This is a genomic window from Kitasatospora sp. NPDC059747 (genome assembly GCF_042732955.1).
Taxonomy (GTDB): Bacteria; Actinomycetota; Actinomycetes; order Streptomycetales; family Streptomycetaceae; genus Kitasatospora.
The window spans coordinates 97,415-111,714 of the sequence record NZ_JBHWGV010000009.1 but is presented as its reverse complement, the minus strand read 5'-3'; the positions used below and the strand labels follow the sequence as shown (position 1 = coordinate 111,714).

12 protein-coding genes are annotated in these 14,300 nt (G+C 74.7%); 5 read left to right on the top strand and 7 right to left on the bottom strand.

All coding sequences use genetic code 11. From position 1 onward, the window contains the following. Window positions 1-141 precede the first annotated feature (141 nt). Window positions 142-1,326, bottom strand: a complete 1,185-nt coding sequence (locus ACFV4G_RS06515) for an erythromycin esterase family protein (protein ID WP_380437130.1) — start codon at window positions 1,324-1,326, stop codon at window positions 142-144. 78 nt (window positions 1,327-1,404) lie between these two features. On the opposite strand from ACFV4G_RS06515, the gene ACFV4G_RS06510 reads away from it, so the two are divergent. Both ACFV4G_RS06510 and ACFV4G_RS06505 read left to right on the top strand, forming a co-directional pair. Continuing rightward, window positions 1,405-2,193 (top strand): MerR family transcriptional regulator, encoded by a 789-nt coding sequence (locus ACFV4G_RS06510; protein WP_380437128.1) that lies wholly within the window; start codon window positions 1,405-1,407, stop codon window positions 2,191-2,193. Between the two features lie 149 nt (window positions 2,194-2,342). Then, window positions 2,343-3,392: a TIGR03617 family F420-dependent LLM class oxidoreductase gene (locus ACFV4G_RS06505; RefSeq protein WP_380437126.1), complete on the top strand. Its 1,050-nt coding sequence runs from the start codon at window positions 2,343-2,345 to the stop codon at window positions 3,390-3,392. Between the two features lie 48 nt (window positions 3,393-3,440). Here ACFV4G_RS06505 and ACFV4G_RS06500 read toward each other — a convergent pair whose 3' ends face one another. Continuing rightward, window positions 3,441-5,123 carry a serine/threonine-protein kinase gene (locus ACFV4G_RS06500; protein WP_380437125.1) on the bottom strand — a complete coding sequence of 561 codons (1,683 nt, stop codon included), beginning with the start codon at window positions 5,121-5,123 and terminating at the stop codon, window positions 3,441-3,443. Window positions 5,124-5,253: 130 nt separating this feature from the next. Here ACFV4G_RS06500 and ACFV4G_RS06495 point away from each other — a divergent pair, with 130 nt between their 5' ends. Continuing rightward, window positions 5,254-5,970 carry a hypothetical protein gene (locus ACFV4G_RS06495; protein ID WP_380437123.1) on the top strand — a complete coding sequence of 239 codons (717 nt, stop codon included), beginning with the start codon at window positions 5,254-5,256 and terminating at the stop codon, window positions 5,968-5,970. 1 nt (window position 5,971) lies between these two features. On the opposite strand, the gene ACFV4G_RS06490 is transcribed toward ACFV4G_RS06495, so the two are convergent. From ACFV4G_RS06490 to ACFV4G_RS06480, 3 genes are all read right to left on the bottom strand, one after another. Next, window positions 5,972-7,675: an urease subunit alpha gene (locus ACFV4G_RS06490; protein ID WP_380437121.1), complete on the bottom strand. Its 1,704-nt coding sequence runs from the start codon at window positions 7,673-7,675 to the stop codon at window positions 5,972-5,974. Continuing rightward, a complete protein-coding gene (gene ureA, locus ACFV4G_RS06485) occupies window positions 7,672-8,385 on the bottom strand; it encodes an urease subunit gamma (RefSeq protein WP_380437119.1) in 714 nt (237 codons plus the stop codon). The genes ACFV4G_RS06490 and ureA overlap by 4 nt, the downstream gene beginning before the upstream one ends. Window positions 8,386-8,456: 71 nt before the next feature. Then, on the bottom strand, window positions 8,457-9,653 hold the full coding sequence (locus ACFV4G_RS06480) for an agmatine/peptidylarginine deiminase (RefSeq protein ID WP_380437117.1): 1,197 nt from the start codon (window positions 9,651-9,653) through the stop codon (window positions 8,457-8,459). 288 nt (window positions 9,654-9,941) lie between these two features. Between ACFV4G_RS06480 and gcvH the strand changes: the two genes are divergently transcribed. Continuing rightward, window positions 9,942-10,322 (top strand): glycine cleavage system protein GcvH, encoded by a 381-nt coding sequence (gene gcvH / locus ACFV4G_RS06475; protein WP_380437115.1) that lies wholly within the window; start codon window positions 9,942-9,944, stop codon window positions 10,320-10,322. A gap of 59 nt (window positions 10,323-10,381) precedes the next feature. Here the strand turns inward: gcvH and ACFV4G_RS06470 are convergent, their stop codons facing one another. Next, on the bottom strand, window positions 10,382-12,106 hold the full coding sequence (locus ACFV4G_RS06470) for a protein kinase (RefSeq protein ID WP_380437113.1): 1,725 nt from the start codon (window positions 12,104-12,106) through the stop codon (window positions 10,382-10,384). 128 nt (window positions 12,107-12,234) lie between these two features. Next, window positions 12,235-12,825, bottom strand: coding sequence for a TetR/AcrR family transcriptional regulator (locus tag ACFV4G_RS06465; protein WP_380437111.1), 591 nt, complete (start codon window positions 12,823-12,825; stop codon window positions 12,235-12,237). 160 nt (window positions 12,826-12,985) lie between these two features. Here ACFV4G_RS06465 and ACFV4G_RS06460 point away from each other — a divergent pair, with 160 nt between their 5' ends. Then, complete coding sequence (locus ACFV4G_RS06460; protein ID WP_380437109.1) at window positions 12,986-14,182, top strand: agmatine deiminase family protein; 1,197 nt, start codon at window positions 12,986-12,988, stop codon at window positions 14,180-14,182. Window positions 14,183-14,300 lie beyond the last annotated feature (118 nt).

Here is a 14,300-nt window from a genome sequence, read left to right as displayed (position 1 = left end):
GCTCGGCGGGGGGGGGGGGGGGGTGCGCGGCCGCGGGCGGCCGCGCCCCCCCCCCCCGCGGGGCCGCCCCCCCCCCCCCTCCGCTCCGGCCACCGTATCGAGCCTTCGCGGACGTCGGAGGCACCGACCCGCCGCCGGGGACTACCGGATGTCGCGGACGAAGACGATCGCGTCGGCCTGGCCGGTGGTGGCGGGATCGAGGGCGGCGTAGGTGTGGTCGGCCGGTACGCGCGGCGTCAGGTGCGGTGCGAATCGCGCGAGTTGGGCCGGTTCGAGGACGGACGTGTCGTGCGGGAGCGTCGACAGGAGCCCTTCGAGCGTGTCGGCCGGCGGGACGTCGGAGCCGCGGCTGCCGAAGGTGGTGGCCGCGTAGGCGTACCCGTCGCCGAGGCGGGTGCCGATGATCGCGCCCGCGCTCCACCACCGGGTGAGCCGGCCGGCGAAGCGCATGCTGCTCTCCTCCCGCTGGAGGTGGCCGTTGTGGGCGTAGGCGAGCGTCGGGCCGCGGTGCTCCTCGCGGCGGAGGACGGCGTCGAGGTTGTCGGCCATCATCGCGTCCCGCCGGGACAGGAGCATGGCGATGCGGGCGGGGCCGGTGTCGGCCATGGCGGCGTGGTAGCGCAGGAGCCCGATGGTGGTGCGGGCGTGCAGCTCGGCGCGCCAGAACGCGTCGGGGGAGGTCGCGGTCGTCAGGTGGGGAGCGCGTGCGGTGAGGAGCGCACTCAAGTCATCGGCGATCACGCGCAGTTCACGGGCCTCGGGGGTGCGGCCGATGGATTTGGCCGGGTCGTACATGATGGCCTCGTCCGTCCAGCGGCCGTCGTCGCCGAGGAGGGCGTCGAGGGTCGTGCGGTCGTACGGCGGGTCGAGGTGGGCGGCGACGTAGTCGTGCAGCGCGAGCAGGGACGGGCGCGGGCAGGCGGCGCCGGTGATCTCCAGCGGGCCGTCGAAGCCGTAGAAGCGGACCCGCTCAGCGTACGGGTGCTGCCGGTTGAACTCGCGCATCCAGCGCAGGAGTTCACGATTGGCGGGCGAGGCGCCGAAGCCGTGGCTGAAGCCGTGGGCGACGGCGTCGTCGAGCGTGCCGACGCCGTCGGTGACGTACGCGTCGACGACGAGACCGGTGAGACAGTCGCTCTCGACGGCGATCGAGCGGTAGCCCTCGTGCTCGACGAGGTGGCGGAACAGCTCGTTGCGCAGCTCGGGGAAGGCCTCGACGCCGTGGGTGGGCTCGCCGAGGCCGAGGAGGCGGGTGGCGGGGGAGAGGAGCGCGGTGAGGGCGTGGCCCGAGAAGGGACGGGCCGCGTCCCGGATCGATGCGGTCATGGCTTCAACCGTATCGTTGAAGCCCCGGTGTAAACTTTGGTGCCGTTTTGCGCAGTGAGAGGGGAGTGAAGTCTCAAAGTGACGTTGCGACCCGTCGATCTGGCGCGCGAGCATGGCCTGTCCACGCAGGCGGTGCGCAACTACGAGGAGGCGGGTTTCCTGCCGCCGGCCGGGCGCACGGCGAGCGGCTACCGCGTCTACGGCCCGCGCCACGCCGCGGCGCTCAGGGCGTTCCTGGCGCTGCTGCCCGGGCACGGCCACGCGACGGCGGGGGCCGTCATGCGGGCCGTGCACGCGGGCGAGGTCGACGAGGCGCTGCGGCTGATCGACGCCGGTCATGCGCAACTGGCCGGTGATCGCGCCACGTTGGACGCGGTGGAGGAGGCGCTGCACGACCTCGTCCCGCCGCCGGGCCCAGATCCGACACGCGCCCCCGAACCGACACCCGACCCCGACCCCGAACCCGGCGGCACGTTCATCGGCCCGCTCGCGCACCGCCTCGGCCTGCGCCCGGCGACCCTGCGCACGTGGGAGCGCGCGGGCCTGGTCGTGCCCCGGCGCGACGCGCGCACCGGCTACCGCGTGTACGCCCCCGCCGATGTGCGCGACGCCCTGCTGGCCCACCAGCTGCGCCGTGGTGGACACGGCCTGGAGCGCATCGCGCAGGTGCTGGAACGCGTCCGGACGGCTGGTGGGCCGGAGCCCCTCCGGGCGACGCTGGGCGAGTGGCGCGACCGTCTGACGGCGCGCGGCCTGGCCCTGCTGGCGGGCGCGGCGGCACTGCACGCCTACCTGGCCGAGTTCCCCGTGGGCGAGTTCCCCGTGGCCGAATTCCCCGAGGGCGAGTCCTTCCAGGGCGGCGCCTGACCGGCGAGGTCGTACGGGTGGGCAAGCGCCCGGCCCGGCACGCGGCCGACCCGGGAGCCGGGGAGCCGGGCCACCCGGCAGGTGAGGGCATGGCAGGCTGGCGGCGTACCACCGACGTACCGCCGAAGCCCGTGACCAGGAGCCCCGCCATGGACCGCCCGACCGCCGCCCTCCGCCTCGACGCCACCGCCTCCGGGCACCCGGCGGGCATCCTGGACGCCGCCGAGCAGGCCGAGCGCCGCGGCATGGACCGGCTGGTCGTCGCCGAGACCGCGTACGACCCGTTCCTCCAGCTCGCCCGCGCCGCCGACCGGACCGAGCGCATCGAGCTCGCCACCGGCATCGCGGTCGCCTTCGCCCGCACCCCGATGACGCTCGCCTACCAGGCGTGGGGCCTGCACGCGGCCTCCGGCGGACGTGCCGTCATCGGGCTGGGCTCGCAGGTCAAGACGCACATCGAGAAGCGCTTCGGGATGCCCTGGGACCGCCCCGCCGCGCGCATGCGCGAGTACGTCCACGCCGTGCGCGCGATCTGGGACAGCTGGCAGACCGGCGCGCGGCTGCGCTTCCGCGGCGAGTTCTACACGCACACGACGATGACCCCGGTCTTCTCGCCGGACCCGGTGCCCGGCGGGGTGCCCCGGATCCTCCTGGCCGGCGTCGGCCCGCTCATGACCCGCACGGCCGGCGCCGTCGCGGACGGCTTCCTCGGCCACCCGTTCTCGTCCCCCGCCTACCTGGCCGAACAGGTGCTGCCCGGCCTGACCGAGGCCCGGACGGCCGCCGAGGCGGAGGGCGCCGCGTGGACGGCGCGCCCGTTCGAGATCGCCGGGAGCGTCCTCACCGCCACCGGGCGGACGGAGGAGGAACTGGCCGCCAACCGCGCCGCCGTCCGCGAGCGGCTCGCCTTCTACGCGTCGACGCCCGCCTACCGCCCGGTGCTCGCCCAGCACGGCTGGGAGGACCTCCAGGAGCGCCTGCACCCGCTCTCCGTGCGCGGGCGCTGGCAGGAGATGGCCGCCATGATCGACGACGAGGTCTTCGACGCCTTCGCGGTGTCCGGCCCGGTGGAGGACGTCGCCCGCGAGATCACCCGCCGCTACGCGGGCCTCTTCACCCGGCTGTCCGTCAGCCTCCCGGAGGACGCCGACCCGGCGCTGGGGCTGGACGTCCTGGCGGCGGTGCGGGCACACGGGTGAGAACGCGGGGGCGGGGGCGGGTGCAGGGGCGGGGGCCGGGGCCGGGGGTCAGCCGGTCTTCCGCAGCAGCGCGATCTGGGTCACGACGCCCGCCCGGCTGACTCCGTAGTGGATCGTGCCGTCCCGCTCGATGACGAGCGTGCGGCGGTCGGTCGCGTCGCCGCCCGTGCACGCGCCGCCGGGCGTGCCCCGCACCAGCCGCGAGGTGTAGGTCAACGAGATCGACGAGACCTCGACGAGCGTCCACACGGCCTCGCAGCGGATGGCTCCGTTGTCGAGGCGCGATCCCGTGCTCCGGTCGCCGATGCCGCCCGTGCCGACGGTGAGGGTGACGACGCCGGCCGGAGTGTTGTTCGGGTAGAGGGCCTGACCGCTCCAGGTCCCGAGGTAGGCGGCCGGCACGACGTTCCGTCCGGCGCCGCCGCCGGGCACCCCGGGCGCCGTCGCGCTGGTGACCGGGGCGGATCCGGAGGTGGACGTCTGCGCCTCCCGGTGCGTCAGCGCGTACCCCGCGGCGGCGATCAGCAGCACGACCAGCACGACGAGCACCAGGACCAGCCACCCGCGCCGCCGGTGCGGGGGCCGGTACCGCGGCGGGCCGTAGACCGGGATGGGCTGGGGCGGGAGGTGCCGCCAGTGTCTCGTGGGGGCGGGTCTCGTGGGGGCGGGGCGCGTCGGGGCGGTGGGGTGGCGGCGGGGCACGGTCGGGGCGGGGCCCGGTGGCGGCACCGTCGGCCTGCGCGGTGTGGGCGTCGGGCGGGGCGCCGGCTCCGGCCGGGGAGGTGCCGACGTCGGCCGGGGCGGCACGGCGTGGGTCGTCCCGGTCCCGTCCGCCTCCAGGTCGAGCAGCTGGGCGGCCGCCCGTCCGATCGCGGCGGCCACCGGCGCCGGCAGCCAGCTCCCCGTCGCCAGGTCCCTGGTGGCCTCGCGGTCGTCGTCCAGCCAGGCGCGCAGCAGCTGTGGCGACGGGCGCGCGGCCGGGTCCTTGGCGAGGCAGCCGAGGAGGTTCCGGCGCAGCGTCTCGTCCACCAGCAGGAGATCGGGCTGCTCGTACACCGCGCGGAAGAGCACCGCCGGGGCCACCCCCTCCCCGTACGGGAGCACACCCGTCGCCGCGTACGCGAGCACGGCGCCGAGCGAGAACACGTCACTCGCCGGCCCGACCTTGCTCCCCCGGGTCTGCTCCGGCGACATGAAGCCGGGCGAACCGACCGTGTAACCGGGCCTGGTGAGACTCGTGTTGGCGTCCAGGGCGCGGGTGATGCCGAAGTCGATCAGGCGCGGGCCGTCCGGGGCGAGCAGCACGTTGGACGGTTTGACGTCCCGGTGCACCAGCCCGAGCGCGTGCACGTGGGCGAGCGCCTCCGCGAGCCGGGCGCCGAGCGCCCGCACCGACGCCCCGGGCAGCGGCCCGAACTGCCGCACGGCGGCGCTCAGGGACGGTCCGGCGACGTACCCGGTGGCCACCCAGGGCCGGTCGCCCTCGGTGTCCGCGTCCAGCACCGGTGCCGTCCACTCCCCGCCGACCCGCCGGGCGGCGTCCACCTCCCGCCGGAACCGCGCCCGGAACTCCCGGTCCCCGGCCAGTTCCGGGCGCACCACCTTGACGGCCACCGTCCGCCCCCGCGCCGACCGCCCGAGGTACACCCGCCCCATCCCGCCCGCGCCGAGCCGGCCCAGCAGCCGGTACTCGCCCACCCGCCGCGGATCGTCATCCTCCAGCGACTGCATGCGCCACGCTCCCCTCGGCCCGCCCGGAGGCACACGGTACCGGTCCCAATATCCGGGTGTGGCAGGGTTGTTGTCACAGATCGGCGACCACGGCGGGTGCGCCTCCCGGACCTGCCGGTACGCTGGGCCGATGCTGCTCCCCACCGTCCCGCGCACACGCGTGCGGGCCGCCGCCAGGCCCGTCATGGACACACCCTTCGGCGCGGTGGCCTTCACGACGACGATCGGGGACACCGCACTCCCGCCGCTGCCCGACGAGCTGTTCGCCCTGCCGGGCGGGAGGACGGTCGCGCGCTGGAGGCACCACGCGGCGCCCGTCGAACTGCTGCTGACCCCGTACGACCCCGAGCTGGACCCCGAGGTGTGGGGCCCGCTGACCGACTGCCTCGCGGCGGTGTGGCGGATCGACGCCGGGTCGCCGCCGGGAAGGGTGACGTTCTCGGCGGGAATGCCCGCGCGGCTGCCGGACGGCGCCGACGCCGGCTGGGACGGCGGACAGGGCCTGGCCGCGGTCACGGTGGACGACGACACGACCCGCCTCACCCTCGGCGGCCCCGACGAGGAGGGGATCTGCCACGCCGCGGCCACGACGGACGCGGCGCCCCGTCGCTGGGCGGGTCTGATCGGCGAGGTCTACCGGAACTCCTGCACCACGTGGGGCGTCGACTTCGCCGACCACCACGGCATGACCTGGACCCTCCCCCCGCTGGAGGCCGGCGACCACTGCGAACTGCCGGTCGTGGCCGCCTGGACCTCGGCGGAGGACGAGACGGAGAACACCTGGTACGCCGTCGGCTCGTCCTCAACCGTGCTGCTGCGTCAGGTGGTTGACTCGTGCATGCGCTGACTCAGAGGAAGTAGAGGCGGCTCAGCGGCACCTCCTCGGCCGGGTTGGAGTGGAGAGGGGTGCCGTCGAGGGTGACCAGGCCCGTGTGGGGGTGGACATCGACGGCGCCCAGGCGGGTGTTGTGGATGAGGTCGGCCGGTCCGATGCCCCGGGTGCCGCGGACTCCGACCCGGCGGCGGCGGGTGGTCATGGTGTCGTGGGGGCGGTCGAAGGTGCCGGATTCGGCGGCGGCCTGGCTGGTGAAGGCGACGGAGAGGTCGGCCGGGGTGGCGCCGTGGGCGCCGAACAGGGGGCCCAGGACGAGGGGTTGGCAGGTCTCGGTGGCGGCGTTGGGGTCGCCGGTGACGCCGTAGGCGGGGAAGCCGGCCTTCAGCACCATCTGCGGCTTCGCGCCGAAGAACGCCGGCTGCCACAGCACGATGTCGGCGAGCTTGCCCACCTCGATCGAGCCGACCTCGTGCGAAAGCCCGTGCGCGATGGCCGGGTTGATGGTGAGCTTCGCGATGTAGCGCAGCACGCGGGCGTTGTCGTCGTCCGGGCCGTCGCCGGCCATCGGGCCGAGCTCGGCCTTCATCTTCCCCGCGACGGCGAAGGTGCGCCGGACGGTCTCGCCGGCGCGGCCCATACCCTGGGCGTCGGAAGAGGTGATGCCGATGGCGCCGAGGTCGTGCAGGACATCCTCGGCGCCCATGGTGCCGGCGCGGATGCGGTCGCGGGCCATGGCGGCGTCGCCGGGGAGGTCGGTCTTGAGGGCGTGGACGGAGACGATCATGCCGTAGTGCTCGGCGATCGCGTCCCGTCCGAAGGGGAGCGTCGGGTTGGTGGAGGAGCCGATGACGTTCGGCACGCCGGCCATCTTGAGGACGTTGGGGACGTGCCCGCCGCCGCAGCCCTCGATGTGGAAGGCGTGGATGGTGCGGCCCTCCAGCACGCTGAGGGTGTCCTCGACGGAGAGGCACTCGTTCAAACCATCGGTGTGCAGCGCCACTTGGACGTCGTGAACCTCCGCGACACGCAGCGCGGTGTCGAGGGCGCGGGTGTGGGCGCCCATGTCCTCGTGCACCTTGAACCCGCAGGCGCCGCCCTCGGTCAGCGCCTCCACGAGCGGTGCCGGGTGGGAGGACGAACCCCGCGCCAGGAAACCGATGTTGACCGGCCACGCGTCGAACGCGTTGAAGGCGTGCCGCAGCGCCCAGGGGGAGTTGACGCCGACGCCCCACGCCGGCCCGATCTCCTGGCCGATGATCGTGGTGACGCCGGAGGCGAGGGAAGCCTCCATGATCCGCGGCGACATGAGGTGCACGTGGGTGTCGACCGCCCCGGCGGTGGCGATCAGGCCCTCGCCGGAGACGATCGTCGTGCCGGTGCCGACTACGACGTCCACGCCGTCGAGGGTGTCGGGGTTGCCGGCGCGGCCGATCGAGGCGATCCGGCCCTCCCGGATGCCGATCGAGGTCTTGCGGATGCCCTGGACCGCGTCGATGACGAGGACGTTGCTGATGACGACGTCGCAGGTGTCGCGGACGGCGGCGGCCTTGAGGTGCAGTCCGTCGCGCCCGGTCTTGCCGAAGCCGACGAGGAACTCGTCGCCCGGCCGCTGGGAGTCCGACTCCACCCGGACGACGAGGCCGCTGTCGCCGAGCCGCACCCGGTCCCCGGCGCGGGGGCCGTGCACGGCGGCGTACTCGGACGGTTCGATGCTCATCGCGCGTTCTCCTGGTCGTCCGTGGCCTCGGTGACCCCGAGGTAGCCCTGCTCGGCGGCCCGGCGCAGGGCCTCCCGCCGGACCCGGGGCGAGTCGAGCGGTCCGTCGACGAGCCCCGCGAACCCGATCGCGACGCGCTCGCCGCCGATCGGCACCAGGCCGGCCTCGACGACCGCGCCCGGGTCGAACCGGACCGACGACCCGGCCGGGACGGCCAGGTGCATGCCGTACGCGGCGGCCCGGTCGAAGTCGAGGCGCGGGTTGGCCTCGAAGAAGTGGAAGTGCGAGGTGACCGAGACCGGCACGTCGGCGGTGTTGCGCACGGAGACCGTGCACACCGGCTCGGGGTCGCCGGGGGCGTCGCCGGCGGGGAGCACGGCGCCGGGCGCGGCGTCGGCGAGGGTGGCGCCGTCGAACGGGTCGGCGACGACGGCCAGCCGGGTGCCGTCGTCGAACACCGCCTCGACGTGGATCTCGGTGACGAGGTCGGGCACGCCGGGCAGGACGTCCTCCGGGCCGAGGACGGAGCGCCCGCGCGCGACGGCCTCGGCGAGCCGCAGGCCGTCCCGGGCCGCCTCGCAGACGGTGTCGGCGATGAGCGCGGTGGCCTCGGGGACGTTGAGCCGCAGGCCGCGGGCGCGGCGGGCGCGGGCGAGCTCGGCGGCCGTGAAGATCAGCAGCCGGTCGCGTTCGGTGGGGGTCAGCCGCACGGTGGGTCGTTCTCCTCGGGCACGTGGGTGGGGGTGGGGCGCCGGGCTACGCCGGGGGCGGGGCGCCGGGTTCAGCCGGCGGGCTGGTCGTGGGTGGAGCAGTGGATGCCGCCGCCCCCGGAGGCGATGGTGTCGATCTGGAGCGGGACGATCTCGCGGCCGGGGAAGTGGTCCCGGAACACGTCCTGGGCGTGGTCGTCGGCCTTGGGGTCGCCGAAGAGCGGCAGGTAGACGCCCTTGTCGCCGATGTAGAAGTTCATGTACGACGAGACGAAGGCGTCGCCGCGCCCGGTGATCCTGTCCGGGTTGGGCTGGCTGATCTCGATGACCTTGAGCTTCTTCCCGGTGGCGTCGGTGGCGTCGGCGAGGACGGAACGCGCCTGGTCCGCCGCGCGGGACCACACGTCCGGCGGGGTGCCGGGGAAGGCCCGGTCGAGGAACACGACGCCGGGTGCGGCGAAGCGGGCGAGGCAGTCGACGTGGGCGTCGGTGATGTCCTTGCCCTTGACGCCGGCCAGCCAGATCACCTTGGTGATGCCGAGGGCCTGCTTGAGCTCGGCCTCGACCTGGTCGCGGGTGCGGCCGGGGTTGCGGTTGTCGTTGACGACGGAGCTCTCGGTGATCAGCAGGGTGCCCTGGCCGTCGCTCTCGAAGGAGCCGCCCTCGGCGGTGATCGGGGTCTCGATCCGCTCGATGCCGTACCTGTCGAGCACCGCGCGGGCGAGGCGGGCGTCGTTGGTGTGCTCCTGCTTGCCGCCCCAGCCGCTGAAGTTGAAGTCGACGCCCTTGACCTTTCCGCCCTCCTCGACGAACACGGGCACGGTGTCGCGGGCCCACAGGTCGTCGACGGGGGCGGAGAGCAGTTCGACGGCCGACCCGCAGGCCTTGCGGGCGGAGGACTCCTGGCCGGGGCGCACGAGCAGGACCAGCGGCTCGCGCTCGGCGATCGCGTTGGCCACCTCGGCGATGTCCTTGCGGACGCCCCCGAGCTGCTCGCCCCACACGTTCTCGGAGGCGGGCCAGGCCATGAACGTCCGCTCGTGCTTCTCCCACTCGCCGCCGAGCCGGCGCCCGCGCGCGGCGGCCGGGGCGGTGGGCGACGGCTCGACGGGAGCCGCGCCGGTCGGCTGGTCGGCGGCCCCGGAGGACGGGGCGGCGGGCTCGTCCGGGTCGCCCGTGGAGGCGCAGGCGGTGGCGCCGAGGGCGAGCAGACCCGCGCCGGCGAGGGAGCGCAGCACCGTGCGGCGCGCGAGGGGGGAGAAGGACACGGTGTACTCCGGTGGGGCTCTGGGCGGCGGATCGGCTTCGGCGGGGGAAGCGGCTCGCTGGGGCGGCTTCTCGACCTCGCCTGGCTCGAACTCTCGCACTGACTGAAAAATCAGTCAAGCCTGCTCGTGGGGCGTGCACCGGAGGCCGACTTCTGCCGGCCGAAACGTCGGTTGTGCGGGCGCGGCCGACTTTCGGGTGTGGTTTCCCTGGAAGTCGTCGCGCACGCACCGCTGACGTGGCATCCTGCCACCGGTCGATCACACTGCGTATCAGAGGAGTTGCTTGCCATGTCCAACGTCCCCGCGGAGCTCAAGTACACCGACGAGCACGAGTGGGTGCGTACGGAAGCCGACGGAACGTTGACGATCGGCATCACCGACCACGCCCAGTCGACGCTCGGGGACATCGTGTTCCTGGAGATGCCTCCGGTGGGCAAGCAGGTCAAGGCGGGTGACGCCATCGGCGTCGTGGAGTCGGTCAAGGCCGCCTCGGACTTCTACAGCCCGGTGAGCGGTGAGGTCGTCGCGGTGAACGCCGATGCCGTCGACACTCCCGAGGAGGTGAACGCCGACCCGTACGACGTCTGGCTGTTCAGGATCAAGCTGGCGAAGGACGCCACCACGAACGGCCTCCTCGACGCCGCCGCGTACGCGAAGCTGGTCGGCTAGCGCTCCGGCACCGGCGCGGGTGACGGCTCGGCAACCGCCTCGGCCGGTCGGGCCGTTGCTCAGCCGGTGCGGCGGTAGCGGTCGAGGGAGACGGTGACCGGGCCGTCCGGGCCCGCCGTGGACAGGACGCGGACGATGGCGAGGTCCTGGCCGTCGGCGGAGCGCAGGCAGAAGGCGCCGCGCGGGCCGAGGGCGCCGAAGGGGACGCGGGCGGCGGGGCGGCTGCCGAGGCCCTTGAGGCACTCGGCGAGGCCGAGGCCGGAGTCCCGCCCGATGTAGGAGTCGGCGGTGTCGGGGTAGAGGAACTCGCCGGCGCTGCGGGCGACGTACCAGGTCGCGCTGTCGGTCGGGACGACGGTGCCGGTGGCGAGGTCGAACTCGTAGCCGGAGTCCGCCGAGGTCAGCTCGACGCCGCGGTAGGCGGCGGTGTAGCCGGTGGGTGCGGCCGAGGTGCTGGACGCCGCGCCCGTCGGGGCCGGGGTCGGGGCGACGGAGGTCGGGGCCACCGAAGGCAGCGGCGCGGGCGGGGTGGACGGCGCGCCCGCCACCGGCGGCTCGGCCGGTGCCGCCTCCGTGTCGGGGACGTCGAGCAGGTACAGCATCCCGGCGGCGCCGACGGCCAGGGCCACCGTGGCCGTGAGCGCCGTCCGTCCGAGCGCGCGTTTGCGGCCGCCCTTGGCCCTGGCCCTGCCCCTCGGCTCGGGGGTGACGACAGGAGCGGGGGCGGGCGCGGGTGCGGGCGAGGGCGCGGGCATCGCGACGGCCGTGGGGTTCGGCGGTGTCGCCGGCCCCCGCACCGTCTCGGCCGCGTGCACGCCCGCGCGCGGCACCAGGGCCGTCGGCGCCTCCGCGGGCACCCGGGGCAGATCGGCGTGGCGGGTGATCTGCCCGGCGACCGGGTGCGGCAGCCAGTCCTCGCCGAAGGTGAGGTGCCCGCCCACGGCCGGGTGGCTGCGCGCGGCGGCGATCACCTCGGCGGTGGTCGGCCGGTCCTCGGGCCGCTTGGCGAGGCAGCGTCCGAGCAGCTCGCGCAGGCCCGGCGGGACGCGGCCGAGGTCGGGTTCCTCGTGGACCGTCCGGTACAGCGCGGCGAGGTCGGGCCCGTCGCCGAAGGGCGGGGTGCCGCCGGCCACGTGGACGGCGAGGGCGCCGAGGGCGTGGACGTCGGTGGCCGGGGTCGCGGTGCGGCCCATGGCCTGCTCGGGGGCCATGTAGGCGGGCGAGCCGATGCGCAGCCCGGTGCCGGTGAGGGCGCCGGCGTCGGCCGCGCGGGCGATGCCGAAGTCGATCACCCGGGGGCCGTCGGGGGCGATCAGGACGTTGCCCGGCTTGAGGTCGCGGTGGACGACGCCGCTGGCGTGGATCGCCTGGAGCGCCTCGGCGATGCCGGCCACGAGCAGCAGGACGGTCCGTTCCGGGAGCGGCCCGAAGCGCTGGACCACCTGCTGGAGGGAGGGGCCCGGCACGTACGTCGTGGCCAGCCACGGGGTGGCGGCCTCCACGCCCGCGTCGACGACCTGTGCGGTGTAGAGCCCGTGGATGCGCTGCGCGCTGGCGACCTCCTGGGCGAACCGGGCCCGGAACTCCGGGTCCTCGGCCAGCTCGGGCCGGACCACCTTGAGCGCGACGGGCCGGCCGCCCGGGGTGTACGAGAGGTAGACCCGGCCCATGCCGCCGGCGCCGAGCCGCGCGTACAGCCGGTAGCCGCCGACCTCGCGCGGGTCGTCGCCGGTCAGCTCCTGGAAGGCCGACGGCAGGGCGAAGGGGGATCGGTCAGCGGACATGCGGGCTGCCTCTCTCGGCGGACGGGGCGGACTGCGGCCCGACGGCGGCAAGGACAGCGCGGGTCGGCGCCGCAGAGTTTAGAGGTTCCCTCAGGATCGGCCGAATCCGGGTCCGCCGAAGACGCGCGCTACGGCCGGGAACGCTCCAGCTCCGCCTCGACGGCCCCCCGCAGCAGGCGCCGGGCCTGGTCGAGCGGCAGCGAGCCGCTCAGCCAGCGCACGCTGAGCCCCTCGACGAGGGCGGTGAGCCGCTCGGCGGCGGCCGCGTGGGCCGGGGCGGTGCCGAGCGGGTCGGCGCGGGCGAGGAGATCGGCGACGTCGTGCACCCAGCTGTGGGTGCTGCGTGCCAGCTCCTCGCGCAGGTCCGGCTCGAAGACCGCGGTGGCCCGCAGTTCGCCCCAGGCGATGCTGTTCTCCCGCACGTCGACGGTGTCCTGGAGCTCCAGGAGGAGGACCTGCTCCAGATCGGTGCGGGGGTCCGCGGCGCGCGGCGGTGCGTCCGGGCCGCCGGCGTCGCCCGCGGTGTAGCGGTCGGCGCGGTCGCTGATGAACTCCAGCGTCTGCTGGAGGACACCGGCCCGGTCGGTGAAGTGGTAGTAGATCAGCGAGGTGGACACGCCGGCCTCGGCGGCCAGCTCGCCCATGCGCAGCCCGCGTACGCCGCGCCGGGCGATGACGCGGGTGGCGGCTTCGAGTATCCCAGTCCGGCGGTCCGACATGAGTGGTGACTCTACCCGCCCCGGGGCCCGCGTGCCGGAAATCCTGATCGTTTGTTCAGGTTCCCTGGTCCGAGTGCGCTCAGAGGGTTGACTGAATTTTCAGTGCGGTAGAGGATGCGGGGCAACCCCCACACCTCCCACCTCTTCCAGGGAGTGCTGCATGACCATCCCCACGCCCTCAAGACGCCGTCTGCTCCAGTACGGCGCGGCGGCCCTGCCCCTCATCGCGCTCGGCGCGGCCCTACCGGCCGCGGCCCACGCGGCCGGGGCGGACTTCGATTCCGGTACCGCCCCCGACAGCACCGCCGCCGTCACCCCCAGGCTGCGGATGTCCGCGGAGACCGACCGGCACGACCGCACCTTCATGGCCTGGCCGGCCCTGTCGTCGATCTGGGGAAACCAGCTCTCGGCCGTCCGCGACAGCATCGCCCGCGTCGCCTACGCGATCTCCCGCTACGAACCGGTCGTGGTCGTCGCCCGTCCCGGTCAGGCCGCCGACGCGCGGTACTGGCTCGGCGGCGGCGCCTACTACCCCATCACCGTTGTGGAGATCGCCAACGACGACCTCTGGATCCGCGACTTCGGCCCCACCTTCGTCGTCGCGCCCGGGGCCGTCGCCGGCGTCGACACCAATTTCAACGGATGGGGCAAGACGGGCACGTCCTACTACCAGCGCTGGACGGAGGACGCCGCCGTCGCCGCCGCCCTGCTCGCCGAGTACGGCGTCGACCGCGTCCGCGCGCCCTTCGTCGGCGAGGGCGGCGCGCTGGAGACGGACGGCCAGGGCACCCTGCTGGCCACCGTCAGTTCGCTGGTCAACCCCAACCGCAACCCCGGCATGAGCCAGGACCAGGTCGAGCAGGGACTGAAGTCCTCGCTCGGACTGGACAAGGTGATCTGGCTCGCCGGCCTGGCCGGCCAGGACATCACCGACGACCACGTCGACTGCATGGCCCGCTTCACCGCGCCCGGCCAGGTGATCCTCGACAAGCCGGGACCGGGTACGGACCGGATCTGGATCGACGTCTACCAGCAGGCCAAGCAGGTGCTGCAGAGCGCCACCGACGCCCAGGGCCGCGCGCTGACCGTCACCGAACTCCCCGGCCCTGACCGCAGCCTGATCCGCGGCACCGGGAAGGACTTCCTCTCCAGCTACACCAACTTCTACACCGCCAACGGGGCCGTGTTCGTGCCCCAGTTCGGCGACTCCTACGCCGACGCGACCGCCTACGCGATCCTCCAGGCCGCGTTCCCCGGCCGCGACGTCGTGCAGCTGAACATCGACGCCATCGCCGCCGGCGGCGGCGGGATCCACTGCGCCACCCAGTCGCAGCCCACCCGGCCGCCCGCGGCCTGAGACCCCCTGGGGGGGCCCCCCCCCCCCCCCCCGCGGGGGGGCGCCCCCCGCCCCCCCCCCCCCCCCCCCCACAAACCCCCCCCCCCCCCCCACACCCACCCCCCCCCCCACCCCCCCC